A 13,852-nucleotide genomic window follows, 5' to 3' on the forward strand; every position below is an offset into this window, starting at 1 on the left:
CCAATTCGTACTTTAATCCTGGTTCCGTTCTTGGCGGGTGGTCTTGGTATCATCATTCTTATCCGGCTTGGCTGGGTAAGTTAATTTGATCAAGGCGGGCAGAACGATCGGCAAAATAATCACGAGGATAATCAGACCGATGATCACGACTAAGGCGACCTGGATTAAGGTCAAGACGCCGGATGGCATCAGAGCGGCAAATGTCCCGCTTAAGATCAAGGCAGCCGATAGGACAACGGCGCCGATGATGCCTGAAGCTTGGACGATGCGCTGGCCTGGTGTGCCGGTTCCGGCCAATTCACGGTACTTCATCATCAGGAAGATGCTGTAATCGACACCGAGCGCAATCAGCATAATGAAGCCGAAGAACGGGGTGTTCCAAGTCAGCATCGACTGACCTAAGAAGGCGGTGCTGAAGAGCTTAGTCAGACCGAGGGAGGTCATGTAAGCGAGCAGCAGGGTGCCGAGAATGTAGAACGGCTGGAGCAGCGAACGAGTCACGACCATCAAGGCTAAGGCGATGCCGACCAGCATGATGGCAGCGGTCCGGATAAAGTCCTGACTGGCAATGCTCTTGGTATCAGCCAAGGTCGAGGTCTGGCCGCCGATTGCAACGGTCGCATTCTCAAGCGAAGTGCCTTTGAGATTGTTCTTGATGACTTTCTGCATGTTCGTGACACGGTTCATTGCTGTTTCGCTGGCCGGGTCGGAATCAAGCACGATGGTCATCTTAGTGGCTTTCATATCGGAGGACATGTACGTGTTCAGCGATTGTTTGAAGGTATCGCCCTTAAGGACACTCTTCGGAATGTAGAATTCATCCGCAGCGGACGAGTTCTGCAACCCTTTGAGGTAGCTGTTGGCGGATTTAGTTCCTTTAGCAACCTTAGTGACACCAGTTGCGGCGGAATTCAAACCGGTCTGCAGCTGACCCATTTCGCCGGTCAAACCGGAGAGGGTGGTGTACATCGTTTGTGTCCCGTTCGAAACTTGCATCAGGCCGCTGACGAAGGTCGGCGCCTGCGAGCTCAAGGTGCCTAAACCAGTGGTCATCTGCTGGGAAGCAGCGGCTAACTGGGCGGAACCTGAGTTCAAGGTGGCGCTATTGGCACTCAATTCGCTGGTGCCGCTGGCTAATTGCGAAGCACCAGAATTCAAAGCCGAACTGTTGGCGTTTAATTCGCTCGTCCCGCTGGCTAATTGGGCAGCACCGGAGTTCAGCGTCGAACTGTTGGCGGATAATTGGCTGGCACCACTGGCCGCTGATGCGACGCCGCTGGTGTAAGCTTGGAGACCGCTGGTAACTTGATTGGTTCCGGCGGTCAGCTGATTCAAGCCGGCAGTCAGCTGTTGTGAACCGCTGACGAGGCCTTGATTATTCAAAGCGTTCTGAACGCTCTCAAGTGCCGTCACAGCGGATTGCGCACCCGTTAAGGCTGTCTGCATCTGGCTGATTTGGTCGCTCGTCAAGGAGCTGGAAGAGCCGGAGATGCCTTTCAAGGTAGTACCAGCTGTGTTGAGCTGGTCGCCGGTATTCTTTGTATTTGTTGCAATATCAGAAACGGCGGCGGCTAAGGCTGGATTCGATTGTGCTAACTGCGGGTTGGCAGCTAAGGCAGCTTGAATCTGTTTCAAATCATCCGCTGTCTTCTGAGTCGAAGCACCAGCAGAAGTGATGTTATCACCAACGCTAGTCAAACTTGTCGATAAGGTGCTCTGTGTATTGGCCAGCGTACTGATGGCACTGTTGATTTGGCCTAAACCAGTGTTCAATTGTTCAAGCTGGGCGGCTGAGGTGCTGCCGTTCAGCTGGCTCTGCATCTGACTCAAGCCGTTTGACAATTGCTGGCTGCCGGACTGCAGGCTGGTGACACCACTAGCCAATTGACTGGCGCCGCTTTCGAGCTCGCTGTTCTTGTTGGCCAAGGTCTGCAAGCCGTTATTCAAGCTAGAAACGCCGCTAGTATACGTCTGGACGCCGCTGGACAACTGCGAAGCACCCGAACCGAGCTGGCTGGCACCGGCTGTGTAGGACTGGATACCGTTGTTGAGGGCACTAGCACCGCTGTTCAAACGGCCGACGCCGGCGGTATACTGCTGGACACCGTCATTTAAGACGGATAGGTTGGAACTGATTTGTTCGGAGCCGTTGTCCAATTCGGTAATCCCGGAATTGAGGGCAACCGCACCATTGGCAAGGGTTGAAGCACCGTCAGACAGTTGTTTGACTTGGCTTAAGCCGCTCTGCATATCGGTGCCGGACAATTTCTTGTCGGCGGAATTCAGCCCTTTGCCGATTTTGTTGAGCCCTTTGTTGGCGGTGTTCATGCCGCTAGTAACGGTGCTCAGCTGATTGTTGGCATAAAGGGCGGAAACTTTGGAACCGCCAGGCTGGGTGGCTGAAGCGACAGTCTTAACGCCTGGTTCGGCTTGGGCCGTCTTCGTCACCATATCAATCAATTTCAGCGCTTCTTCATTGTTGAGCTTGTGGTCGGCCTGAATGTACAAGGTCGACGGTTCGGCTGTCCCTTTGGAGAAATGCTTCTGAACGACCTGGACCCCTTGTTTGGCCGGCAGTGAATCGCTCAATTCGGCCAGATTATCATAGTTTAAATTATTATGATAGGTCAGGATAAACGGCAAGGTCGCAATCAGCACGATTGCTAACGAAATAATCGGATGCAGAACCGAATGGGCCGATAACCACTGCCACATCTTGCTGCGGCTGCCGCCGTTGAAGTTCTTGGTCGGCCAGAACATCGTCGGGCCGAGTGTCGCCATGAAGAACGGGTTCAGCGTCAGGAGGACAATCAGTAAGACAGCCACCCCGACGGCAACGCCTGAAGCCGAACGGTAAATCGAAAATTGCGCCAAGAAGAGGGCGGAAAATCCGATTAACAGCGATAAACCGGAATACAGAATTTTCCGGCCAGCGATTTTAACCGCCGAACGGGTTGCTTCCCAGTTATCCTTGCCGTGGCTCAGCTCCTCCTTGAACTGATCGTACAGGAGGATGTTGTAATCCGTCCCAATCCCGAACAGGACCACGACCATGAAGACCTGGGTGAAGTTCGAAAACGGGAAGTTGGCATATTTGACTAAGTTCGCCACGATCGACAGTGAAGTGATGTAGGTCACCCCGACGGTCAATAACGAAATCAGCGGGACGACCGGCGACCTGAAGACGATGATTAAGACGATGAAGATGAAGACGGCCGCAATGACTTCGGTCTTCTGAATCCCAGCTTCGGTCGCTTTGCTGAAGTCGTCGTTCAGGATATCGGCACCGGTCACATAGGTCTTGAGTCCTGGGGTCTTGATTGCCTTCGTTAATTGCGAATCAATCTTAGTGTAGCTCCCATGGCTCTTTGCCACCATCAACTGAACGATTTCAGTCGTGCCGTCTTTGGAAACTAACTGTTTCTTGGCCTCCTTGTTGCTGGAAGGGTCCAACACATCTTTGATGCCGAAATGGGCCTTGTTATCTTCCAAGGTCTGGACGGCATCATCAATCTGGTCCTTTTGCGAATCAGTCAGCTTGTGGTCGCCGTTATTAAAGACGGCGACGACCTGCGTCGTGTTCTTTTGGCCATGTCCCCAATTCTTTTGAATCATGTTGGCCACTTGGCTTTGTGAAGAAGACGGAATCTTCGTCTGCCCTTTTTCGCTGACAAGCTGTGTCAGGTTCGGCAGGCTGAAGATGGCGATTAATACGACCACAAGCCAAATGACCGCACTTCCGATGTGATTTTTACGAAAATTACGCACACCTAGTTCCTCTCTTTCCCAAATGAATTATTTTGAAACGCATCCCAACTTGCCTCGCGTAATTCATTAAAGGACCGTTCGAACTGGTCCTTTTTCGCGTCTGTGTGCAAGATGAAATCCATGATGAAGGTGAGCGAACCATACAAGAGGGCGATAAAAACGTCCGGATTGATTTGCTTCAGGCTCCCCTCTTTTTGCCCCTTTTCGACAAACGCCCGAATGAAATCGAGCACTTGCTGCTGTGCGGCGACACTTTTATCGTCCAGGTCAGGGTTGAAATTGTGTTTGCTGATGAAATAACTGATGCGGGTGTCCTGCTTTAAAAAGGCAACCCCGTTCTGATACATATGGTTGAACTGCTCATGAATCGACGTGTGGTACGGGTAGCCGTCCTGCAGGGCAGCCAGGAGGTCCTGCATACAGCTTTGATACAACGCATTCAGCAGTTCCCGCTTATTGGTAAAGTACCGGTAGATGGTCCCCGTCCCGACGCCGGCCTTTTCGGCAATCATCGGCATCTTTGTCATTTCATAACCACGATCTGCAAAGAGCGCCAACGCAGCATCCGTGATTTTTTTAGCCTTATCATTGTTTGCGGTCACTCATTGATTCACCTCTTTAAATCCGGAATGAATGTTCATTCCGTTTTTTCAACAGTGCCCATTTTACCGCATCAAATTATCCTGTCAAGGACTTTTAATATCCATAATGGACATTAAAAGGCTTTCATGGCAAAAAAATAATTGCGGAGGTCCAAAAAGGGCTGTGAGGCGCATTTTTAACGATTTTTGCACATAAAAAAACACCCCACATTGCGGTGGCGTGTTTTGAGAGCAAATTAACGTTCGAAAGGAACTTCTAACTGGCAGGCATTCAAATCGAGCGAATAAACCGCCTTTTGTTTCGAACGGACAGTCATGCCCATATCGGTGGCATAGACACAGAGGCCGAGACGGCGGCCAGCTGGCAGATGATAATGCGTCGGCTGCAGGTCGAAGTGGACGGTCACAAATTCATTCGGCTTCAATTCTTCGTTTTCCCAAGGATGGCGGCGGTTCTGGAGGTTGATGTGTCCCCGAGTGATGACATGCGCATCACTGGGCTGTGTCTCGAGCCGAAAATCCTTGACGTCGTCGGTCTTCCAATCGTAACCAAGGTATTGGCCCTTGGCTGCAAGGACAGTCGGGTCGGCGAGCGGCCGGTTGGCGGTGCCGTAATCGAGCACCATGACGGACAATAAACCTTTGTCCTGGTTGACGGCAGCTTGGAGGGTCACGGCAATTTCACCATCAATATAGACGTCGTGGTCATAGGGTTTGGTCTGGAACAGCAGCCGGTTGTCCGAATACGGACTTTCCGCCTGAATCAGCTGGTGCTGCCACTTGTGTTCATCGTGATCGCCGGCTAAGAAGCGTTCCGTCCCGTCGTCTGTGAAAGTCAGCATTTTTTCATCGTCGGGTTCGTCACGAGTCAGGCCATGGTCTTTGGTGACGTAGAACAACGTCTTCGGAGCCTTGGGGTCGTTCCAGTCCCGATAGTGATGCCATTCGGTCGGGTCGACGTTGTCTTCGATGGTGGCCGTCGGAATCCGGTCCATGGCGCCGTTTTCGACCCCCAGCAATTCGTTGGCGAGCCACAAATTCATCATGTCGGTGAAATCGATTGACTGGAAATTATTCATATAAATATGTTTGCCCTGATGAAGGAAAATCTTATGGGGCACCTTCGTTGTCCGCAAGGCATTCCAGAATTTGCCGACGTTGCGGGGCTTGACGTTCCAGTCGTTGAGTCCATGGACGCTGATGATATCGCACTTGATACCGGCGACGTGCTTGCGATAGTTGCGGGCGTCCCAGAAGGTGTTGTAATTGCCGGTGGTGCGGTCCTGGCCGGTGCGGAGTTTCTGCATTTCGGCATCGAAAACGGGCTGCACTTGTTTCCAATCGGCAGCGTCTTTCTGGCGGGAGAAGCAGTCTTCAGCTAAAACGTCGCAGTCTTCGCCTTGGCAGTCAACGGGGGCGACCACCAGCCCATTGTCCCGATAATAATCGTACCAGCTTGAAATGGCTGCTTCGGAAATGACGGTCTTGAGCCCTTCAACGCCCGTCGTCGCAGCTGCAATCGCCAAAGTGCCTAAGTAGGATTTGCCGGTCATGGCAACCAGACCAGTGCACCACCATGCTTTGATGGCAATGTGGTCGGTGCGGTTGGTATAAGCAACCCGATTGCCGGCCAGCCATTCGATGATGGCAATCGTCGAAGTTGTTTCTTCAGGACCGCCGCAAGTGCGGATGCCGTCCGAACCCCGTGTCCCGATTCCGCCGGCATAAACATTGGCGAAACCACGGGCCAGAAAATAATCATTCAGGCTATAAATGCCGTTGGTGCCGCCATACACGTCGCTCTGGTCGGATTCGCCCTCAGGAGTACGGGCCGCCGGTAAATCGGGCCGTTGTCCATTAAATTCGATGTCGTGGTAAGTTGTGTCGTTCGGTTCCTTGCGATTCAAGTCACGGTTGACGTCATGGAGCTGTTCGGTCATATCGTTGGTGCCCTTGAAATACGGATTGGCGGTGTAGAGCGCCGGCACCTTCAAGCCATGGTTCGTTTCAACCGGCCGGAAAATCGTTGTTTCCAGCAAATCACGCTGACCGTCTTCATCGGTATCAAGCGGCGCTTCGACGTAGACGACTTCCCGGATGAATTGATGGGGGTCGAAAACCGGCTGGCTCTTGCCGTTGAAGATAACAAAATGCGGCTGCTGGTTCGCCGGCTGCCAGAACCCATTGAAGAAGCCTTGGGCCGTCAATAAATCGAGAAAGACCTGGCCGTTTTTGGCCCGGGTATTTAATAGGAAGTAAACAGCTTTCAGAAAAGTGTCGTGGTCGAAGGTCGTTTCGTTTAAATGGGGCAGCCCGATTTTGTCCATGAAGACACGAGGTTCCCGCAGTGAAAATTCAGTTTGGGCTTCGAAACCGAGCATCTGGAGGGCACTGTTTTCGAAGGCAACGGCGTCAAACGATGCAACGAGCTGGTCGAGATAAGCGGCCAAGCTCCGCCCATCGCTCACAGACAGCTTCATTTCAGCCTCACGCCGGGCACTGGCAGAATGGGCGGCCGGGAACAGGCGGCTGAAGACAGTCCGGGCCAGTTCTGGCAGCGGGGCGTTCACTTCGTCCTGGTCGAGCAGGTGGATGGCTTGTAATTCTGTTAATTGTTCCTGAAAATCAGGTTGTAACCGTGCAAATTGGTTCAGATGCATAAAAAAGCCCCATTTCGAGTTAGATTTAATCTTGCTTTCAGTGTAAGAACTTTGCCGGCGAAAAACAAGTCGAAAAACGGGCTAAAAATCATGAAGGCGCGGCCATTTCATGATATGCTAAAGAGAATTATAGGATAAGGAGGGATCCGTATGGCAGAACGAAAAAAACTAGAATCTGTTGTGGGCGATTGGACCGTTTACGTTCAAATCACGCACAGTTTTCAGCAGCGTCATGGCAAGCTGGAAGAACAGGACGATTCGGGCGACAATGTCGGAAAGATCCAGGTCTTAAACGAGAAGGGCGAATCCGTTTTCGAGACGGACAATGCCAATATTCTCGTCGGCGACCTGAACGACTATCTGATTGCCAAACTAACGCCTGTTCGCAACGACCGGCTTCATTAGAGAGATTATCTGAATCTGATAGGAAGTGACAGGGGTGCTGGTGCTGGATAGCGACGATTCCTATACACAGAAATTGAACGTGATCGAACATTTGCTCCGCTTTTTGAATGATGAAATCAGTGCTGAAGATTATTGCAGCCGTTATCGTTCTGAAAATCAGCTCGGACGGCAGCGGACGCGTAATATCAGCATTGCCTATTTGTTTTATTGCATGCAGCATGGGCTCGATTTTTATCTGACCGACAGTCTGCGAGTGCTGCAGACACATATTGCTGTCCTTGAAGATAAGCCGGTCGAAAAAGTGCGTGTCATTTTGAAAGAAGATGCACCGGCCGTGCGGTTTAACTATTTTGTGCAGGAAAACCGGCATGACCGAATCAAATATCGCAATAGTATTGTGATTTCAGATTGGGAACACGCCGAAACATTGGTCAGTCAAGTTGTGCTGGCCGATGATACCGGCAAAGAAAAAGCCTGAGGCAGCGATGCTTCAGACTTTTTGCAGCTACGATATTATTGATGCCGGGCCGGTGCTTCGACCTTCTGCGTACTCAGCAGGAACGGCACAATCGCCCCCACTAACACCACGAAACCGATTTGCAGCGCTTTTTTCATCGTCAGACTTCCTTTGCTGGTAAAACCACTTTACGTTCAGTGTACCAGAAATTGCCGGCCGCAGCGGCTGTCAATTTTTCCAAGAAAGATTGACAGCCCCCAAACGCCCCGTTTATAATAACTAAGGAACATTTTTTGTCACAATAGCCCAGCTGGATAGAGCAACGGTCTTCTAAACCGTAGGTCGTGGGTTCGAACCCCACTTGTGACATATTGATAAACTTCTCTAAATGGCCTTTGAGCACTGATATGACGGTGCTTAGGGGCTTTTTTATTTGCTTGGTAAAATAATTAATTGTCTTTTAGGCTGCGTTTCTGGTCCGCAGAATGCCTTGTATAGAGGGAGGGAGTTGAACAGCCCGCCGCAAGTCAAGCAAATTGAACATTGGAGGTTCGCACGATGACAAATCGCGTCATTACAAATGAAAATCGCGCCTTTCAGGGGGTATGGATTCCAGCCGAATATTGGCTGAATAATCAGCTCAGTATCATGGAAATCTTATTCATGACTGAAATCGATAGCTTGGATAATTCCCCGCGCGGCTGTTATGCCAGTAATAAACATTTTGCCCATTTTTTTGGAATCGACCGTTCAAGAGCGTCACAAATTATTTCAGGTTTGAACAAAAAAGGATTGATTAAGGTGACTGAGATAAAGGCCAAAGGAAATCCTAAGCAAACGGTCGAACGGCAAATTAGGGTGGTGCATAAATTAAATAGGGGGATTGAGCATCCTAAAGCGGGTATTGAGAATATTCCGAACAGAGTAATCCAAGAAAGTAATCCAGAAACCATCGCAGCTGCCCCCAAGGAACGCATTCCCTATCAAGAAATTATCGGTTATCTCAATGAAAAAACTGGCAAGCAGTATTCGAGCAAGGCCGCTGCCAATCAAAGGCTGATTCGCGCCCGTTGGCATGAAGCGCACTCGCTGGATGATTTCAAACAAGTAATCAGCTTCAAAGCGGCGCAATGGTGCAATGATGACAAAATGAGTGTCTACCTGCGGCCAGCGACGTTGTTTGGCAATAAATTCGATGAATATTTAAACCAAATGCCGTCACCGCAGGAATTTTCTGAACCGCCGCACCAGGAGTCTGGGTATTCAGCGCAGTTTGTGCGGATTGTCAAAAATCTGTATTTAAATAGGGACAAGGATGTCGTAGCAACGGCAGCTGAATTATCAGACGGTTCGTCTGCCAATGAAATCACGCCGGCGATTGTGCTTGAGGTGCTGAAACAGGGAGGTGTTGAACTTGCGTGAAGCTGAATTGCATGTGCTTTATTGTTTGATTCGGAAGCCCAAACTGATGCGCATCGCGAATGTTGATTCAAAATGGTTTGCCGGCGCCGGGTTGCAGCATCTAATTGAATTATTACACCGCCTGGACGGTGCGTTTGCAGGCGAATTGGATTTAATCAGCCAGTTTAACGGTGCTTATCCAAACGAGATGACTCGGCAGGACTGGCTTGAAATCGACAATAGCGCCGTTACAACCGCCGATTATTCCGGCTGGCTGAAAATGGTCCGGGATGATTACATGAATCAGCAGCTGCGCCAAGCTGCTTTTCATTATCAGCAGACACCGACACGTCAGAATCGTGCGGCGCTTGAATCTGCTTTGGATAACACCAAACAGGATGACGGTATTCGCAGTGATGTGAGCCTAAGTGATTTGGCCGATGTGATGGATTACAAACTTGACCACAAGGTTGATGACGGCCTTCAAACTTACACAGGTTTGAACGATTTAATGGGCGGCGGCCTGCGCGGCGGCATCCTGTTTACGATTGGGGCCCGTCCGGCGGTGGGAAAATCGGCTTTTGCGCTGAATCTGATTCATCAGCTTGAAAGCAAGAACAAGGCGGTGCTTGTCGACCTCTTCAGCCTGGAAATGACCAATAACGAAAATTATCAGCGCCTGCTTGCAATGGAAACGACGCTGGATAACAGCAAATTTAATAATCCCAGCGTGCAGCTCGCGCCGAATGAAAAGCTGACGGTGAAGTCGGCGATGGAACGGCTGAAAGCACAGCAGCTGTATCTGCACGACAACATCTTCTTTCTGGATGAAATCATCGCCAAAATCAGTGCCCATGCGCAGGCTGCCGCAAAGGGCAAATATCTGGCCGTGATCGATTATCTGCAGCTGATTAAAACGAAACAGCCGAACGAAAACCGGACCCTGGAAATCAGCAGTATCACACGCGAATTAAAGCTGCTGACAAATGAGCTGGATATTCCGATTATTTTACTGAGCCAGCTCAATCGGCAGGTGGAAATGCGTCCGAACAAAGTGCCGAATTCAGCCGATTTGCGCGATAGCGGTTCGATTGAGCAGGATTCAAATATTGTTGCGTTTCTGTATAACGGTTATCTGGAGTGCGGACAGCCCAAAAGTTATCGGCCCAAACCAAATGAGCCCCGCAAAGTGATTTTGGATATTCAGAAAAACCGTGCCGGTGCATTAGGACGAGTAAGCTTCAGCTTTGCGGCCAACCAGCTGAAGTTCAAGGAGGTCTTTCTATGAATTTCAAGCAGCTGATGACACTCTTTAAAGCGCATGGATATTCAGGTTCGCTGCTGATTATGATGTCGCTCGAAGCGATTGTGATCGACAAGCAAAAAATTAACGACTGGGAAACACGGATTCAAAATTATCAGCCGCATGCGTCTGAAATGGCGCTGGAATCCCTTCAGGCTGAACTGGCCAAGTGGATGGACAGTTTATATGTCGATGAGCTGGATGTGCTCAGGCAAGGCAACCTGGAGAAGTTCGGGTCGCCGGCTGTAAAACGTTCCATCACGCTGCGTGGTGAAAAATACAATCTGGCGGACGTTGATTATCTGCAGCAGCTGACCGCTAAGTGGCGGCCGCTGTTTGCTGAATTCGGCATTCCGGTTTTAGACGAATTGCCACCAGTAGCTGACCAGGGTGCAAAAAAAGCCTGATTCCAATCAGCAATTGCAATCAGGCTTTTTCAAATTTTTGATCAGCTTACAAATCGTCGCTGACGTTATACGCAACCTTGCCGCTCTTAATCTGCAGGATGACGTGCCGGTGCGATTGGGGATTCAGGACCTGAATATTGGAAACGCCGTTGTTGAGCCCTGCAATCTGGCTGGATTCTTTTTGGAGCGCCTGAACGAGGGTATTCCATTTTTTGAGCTTGCCGTGCTGAAAATTCTGCAGGACAGGGGCAGAAGCTGGAATGGTGACGATGACGGAATTGGCCTTCTGGTTCCATTTGGCCGTGGCCCCCTTGTAATCATCGTGACCGTCCAAAACGGCCGTTTGCACCATATGGGCCGCTGAATCATGATTGATACTTATTTTCTGGAGGACCCACATCCCGAAGAGCGCAAAAATAGCAATCGTGACCAGAATCCAGGGGTTGCGATACCATTTTTCGCCGTGCGGCCGGGCTTTTGGTTTGACCTTCGTCCAGCTGGCCGCAATTTTAGGCTTGGCATTCGGCTGTGCAGCGGCAGCGCCGGTTAAAATCGCCCCGCAGTAAGGACAAACGGTGGTTTTTTTCGGAATTTTCGCGCCGCAATTGGGACAGACCTGTTGATATTTTGACACGTGATTGCCTCCCATTAAAAAGTTACTAGGCTCAGTTTAACAAAGTTTGCGCGTCCCGCACACTTTATTTCGGCGGATACGCTACAATGAAGAAGAAAACCGATTCAAAGGAGGAATGATTTTTAATGAGTTACGAACCAAAATTCATGCAGTTAGCTGAAAGCGAAGCCGAAAGTAATATTCTGACCCACCAGGGCAGCCCATTCGGCTGTGTCATCACTAAAAACGGTCAATTAGTCGCTGAAGGACATAATCGGGTGCTAATCACCAACGACCCGACGGCGCATGGGGAAATAACCACGATTCGCGTCGCCTGTGCCGAACTGAAGACGCATGACCTCAGCGGCTGCGAGCTGTATACAACGGGCTATCCGTGTGCGATGTGCCTTGGGGCAATCATCTGGGCGAATATCAAGACGGTTTATTACGGCAATACGCCGCAGGATGCCGCTAAAATTGGTTTTCGGGACCAATTTATCTACGATTTCATTCAGGGCGGCATGCAAAATAAAGACGTGCTCGCACTGACGCAGAAAGACCATGACCTGACGATTCGTTCGTTCAATGATTTTGCGGCTGATCAGAACAAAACCCTTTATTGAAAGACCGGAACAAGCCCTGCTGTTCGGGCCTTTTTCGGTGCCGGCAAATTTTTAGTAAAGATTTATTTAAGAAGCCTTTTTTTCAGAAAAAGGCTGGTAGAATAAAGAATCGAGGAGGGGATGAAAATGACTGCAATCGGCAGAGAACGCTGGGTGCCTTTGTTTGTGATTGGTGTTGGTGTGGGGCTATTTTGCTTATTGGTGCCATTGACCCCTTATACGCACCAGCAGCGGCGGACATTGATTCTCAGTGCCGGATACTTTTTATGTATGAGCGCTTGTGTGTTTACACCGATTGCCTTCACTGGCATCCATATTTATCACATTGCGCCGGGACCAGGCCGGATTAACTTGATGCTGTTCAACGATACGTCGTTCAAAGATTTGTGGCAGAATATTCTGCTGACGGTGCCGGCGGGGCTGCTGATGCCGCTCTTAATGCCGCGTCTGCATCATTGGGTTTATTGGGCGATTGCGCCGCTGGTCGGCCTCTTCAATGAATGCGGGCAGCTGGTCCTGAATCATTATTTTGCAATGAATCGGACGTTTGATGTGAATGATATTGTGACCAACACGCTGGGGGTTTTATTGGGCTATGCAGTTTTAAAAGGACTGCTGCAGTTTCATGGGATTCATCAGTGGCTGGCAGTCCATTCATTAACGAGGCGAGAGAAATGTTAACACGTTTTGTGAAACAACGGTTTATCCCCAATTTACCTGAAACGGGGCCCACAGAAAATCGCATTATCGTCCTGCATGAGGCCGGCGATTATCGGCATGATAGCCGCCAGTCGCTCAAGAAAGCGGTCGAACGGATGCGGCAGACACCGACCGAGCGTTTTGTGCATTATCTCATCGGCGGCGGGCATGTGACGCAATTGGCACCAGTCGGCCGCATTGCCTGGAGTGCCGGTCCGGAAGCCGATCAGGCGGCATATGCACAGGTGGAACTGACCAATACCAACAATCCCTTATTATTTATGCATGATTATGAGGCTTATATTCATTTAATCCGGCGGCTGGCGTTTGCGGCTGAGATTCCGCTGACGCTGGATGATGATTCGGAAAACGGCATTAAATCACATGCGTGGGTATCAGCGCATTATCAAGGCCGTCATCAGGACCCATGGGCTTATTTCGATCGTTTCGGTGTGAATCAGCAATTATTCGCCCAAGACCTGTTAAGCGGCCATATTCATCGCCGGATGCCAGTTGCACCACGTGATTTTTCACGCGTGAAGGAATATTATCGGGTGCCGGATGGACAGGTGCTCGCTGTCAGAGCAATCCCGGACCGCTTTGCGCCGGTGATTGCTGAGTACGTCGGCGGTCAGGAAATCCCGTACACGTTCCAGCTGCAATTGGAAAATCATCAATGGCTCGGTTATGCCACGTTATTAGGTCAGCCACGTTATTTAGAAATTGGATAAAGCTAAAAAGGCGGCCCTGACAAATGTCACGGCCGCCTTTAATGTACAAAAAAAAGACGACCATTTCTGGTCGTCTACCGATTTGTTCTGATTGGGTAACCTGGGGTCGAACCAGGAAATTACGGATTCAGAGTCCGATGCGTTACCATTTCGCTATTACCCAATAATGTCTCTCATCGAAAC

At 50.2% G+C, this 13,852-nt stretch carries 12 protein-coding genes and 2 tRNA genes; 9 read left to right on the top strand and 5 right to left on the bottom strand.

Annotated elements, in window-relative coordinates:
- Nucleotides 1-12: 12 nt before the first annotated feature.
- The 3 genes from IV40_RS00460 to IV40_RS00470 all read right to left on the bottom strand — a co-directional run bounded on the left by IV40_RS00460 (nucleotide 13) and on the right by IV40_RS00470 (nucleotide 7,030).
- The gene (locus IV40_RS00460; protein ID WP_057768282.1) at nucleotides 13-3,768 is read right to left on the bottom strand and encodes an MMPL family transporter; all 3,756 of its coding nucleotides are present in this window, start codon (nucleotides 3,766-3,768) and stop codon (nucleotides 13-15) included.
- Between the two features lie 2 nt (nucleotides 3,769-3,770).
- A complete protein-coding gene (locus tag IV40_RS00465) occupies nucleotides 3,771-4,370 on the bottom strand; it encodes a TetR/AcrR family transcriptional regulator (protein WP_057768285.1) in 600 nt (199 codons plus the stop codon).
- A 236-nt stretch (nucleotides 4,371-4,606) separates the two neighbouring features.
- Nucleotides 4,607-7,030, bottom strand: a complete 2,424-nt coding sequence (locus tag IV40_RS00470) for a Xaa-Pro dipeptidyl-peptidase (RefSeq protein WP_057768286.1) — start codon at nucleotides 7,028-7,030, stop codon at nucleotides 4,607-4,609.
- Between the two features lie 150 nt (nucleotides 7,031-7,180).
- Between IV40_RS00470 and IV40_RS00475 the strand changes: the two genes are divergently transcribed.
- From IV40_RS00475 to IV40_RS00500, 6 genes are all read left to right on the top strand, one after another.
- Nucleotides 7,181-7,435 (top strand): hypothetical protein, encoded by a 255-nt coding sequence (locus tag IV40_RS00475; protein ID WP_057768289.1) that lies wholly within the window; start codon nucleotides 7,181-7,183, stop codon nucleotides 7,433-7,435.
- Between the two features lie 34 nt (nucleotides 7,436-7,469).
- Nucleotides 7,470-7,913 carry a hypothetical protein gene (locus IV40_RS00480; protein ID WP_057768292.1) on the top strand — a complete coding sequence of 148 codons (444 nt, stop codon included), beginning with the start codon at nucleotides 7,470-7,472 and terminating at the stop codon, nucleotides 7,911-7,913.
- Between the two features lie 274 nt (nucleotides 7,914-8,187).
- Nucleotides 8,188-8,261 (top strand) — tRNA-Arg (locus tag IV40_RS00485).
- A 294-nt stretch (nucleotides 8,262-8,555) separates the two neighbouring features.
- Complete coding sequence (locus tag IV40_RS00490; protein WP_162258834.1) at nucleotides 8,556-9,314, top strand: conserved phage C-terminal domain-containing protein; 759 nt, start codon at nucleotides 8,556-8,558, stop codon at nucleotides 9,312-9,314.
- Nucleotides 9,307-10,581 carry a DnaB-like helicase C-terminal domain-containing protein gene (locus IV40_RS00495; protein WP_057768298.1) on the top strand — a complete coding sequence of 425 codons (1,275 nt, stop codon included), beginning with the start codon at nucleotides 9,307-9,309 and terminating at the stop codon, nucleotides 10,579-10,581. The genes IV40_RS00490 and IV40_RS00495 overlap by 8 nt, the downstream gene beginning before the upstream one ends.
- Nucleotides 10,578-11,003, top strand: coding sequence for a hypothetical protein (locus IV40_RS00500; RefSeq protein ID WP_057768301.1), 426 nt, complete (start codon nucleotides 10,578-10,580; stop codon nucleotides 11,001-11,003). The genes IV40_RS00495 and IV40_RS00500 overlap by 4 nt, the downstream gene beginning before the upstream one ends.
- A 46-nt stretch (nucleotides 11,004-11,049) precedes the next feature.
- On the opposite strand, the gene IV40_RS00505 is transcribed toward IV40_RS00500, so the two are convergent.
- Nucleotides 11,050-11,637, bottom strand: a complete 588-nt coding sequence (locus tag IV40_RS00505) for a zinc-ribbon domain-containing protein (RefSeq protein ID WP_057768304.1) — start codon at nucleotides 11,635-11,637, stop codon at nucleotides 11,050-11,052.
- 125 nt (nucleotides 11,638-11,762) lie between these two features.
- On the opposite strand from IV40_RS00505, the gene IV40_RS00510 reads away from it, so the two are divergent.
- The 3 genes from IV40_RS00510 (at nucleotide 11,763) to IV40_RS00520 (ending at nucleotide 13,669) form a co-directional block, all read left to right on the top strand.
- Complete coding sequence (locus IV40_RS00510) at nucleotides 11,763-12,239, top strand: nucleoside deaminase (protein WP_057768307.1); 477 nt, start codon at nucleotides 11,763-11,765, stop codon at nucleotides 12,237-12,239.
- Nucleotides 12,240-12,365: 126 nt separating this feature from the next.
- Complete coding sequence (locus tag IV40_RS00515) at nucleotides 12,366-12,920, top strand: VanZ family protein (protein WP_057768310.1); 555 nt, start codon at nucleotides 12,366-12,368, stop codon at nucleotides 12,918-12,920.
- On the top strand, nucleotides 12,914-13,669 hold the full coding sequence (locus IV40_RS00520) for an N-acetylmuramoyl-L-alanine amidase (protein WP_057768314.1): 756 nt from the start codon (nucleotides 12,914-12,916) through the stop codon (nucleotides 13,667-13,669). The genes IV40_RS00515 and IV40_RS00520 overlap by 7 nt, the downstream gene beginning before the upstream one ends.
- A gap of 91 nt (nucleotides 13,670-13,760) precedes the next feature.
- On the opposite strand, the gene IV40_RS00525 is transcribed toward IV40_RS00520, so the two are convergent.
- Nucleotides 13,761-13,832, bottom strand: a tRNA-Gln gene (locus IV40_RS00525).
- Nucleotides 13,833-13,852: the final 20 nt, after the last annotated feature.

It is taken from the genome of Lactobacillus selangorensis, from assembly GCF_001437205.1.
Taxonomy (GTDB): domain Bacteria; phylum Bacillota; class Bacilli; order Lactobacillales; family Lactobacillaceae; genus Paralactobacillus; species Paralactobacillus selangorensis.

Coding starts and splice junctions, on each gene's coding strand:
- IV40_RS00500 (WP_057768301.1), top strand. CDS start 10,578: ATGAATTTCAAGCAGCTGATGACACTCTTTAAAGCGCATGGATATTCA.
- IV40_RS00520 (WP_057768314.1), top strand. CDS start 12,914: ATGTTAACACGTTTTGTGAAACAACGGTTTATCCCCAATTTACCTGAA.
- IV40_RS00515 (WP_057768310.1), top strand. CDS start 12,366: ATGACTGCAATCGGCAGAGAACGCTGGGTGCCTTTGTTTGTGATTGGT.
- IV40_RS00510 (WP_057768307.1), top strand. CDS start 11,763: ATGAGTTACGAACCAAAATTCATGCAGTTAGCTGAAAGCGAAGCCGAA.
- IV40_RS00490 (WP_162258834.1), top strand. CDS start 8,556: ATGACTGAAATCGATAGCTTGGATAATTCCCCGCGCGGCTGTTATGCC.
- IV40_RS00470 (WP_057768286.1), bottom strand. CDS start 7,030: ATGCATCTGAACCAATTTGCACGGTTACAACCTGATTTTCAGGAACAA.
- IV40_RS00475 (WP_057768289.1), top strand. CDS start 7,181: ATGGCAGAACGAAAAAAACTAGAATCTGTTGTGGGCGATTGGACCGTT.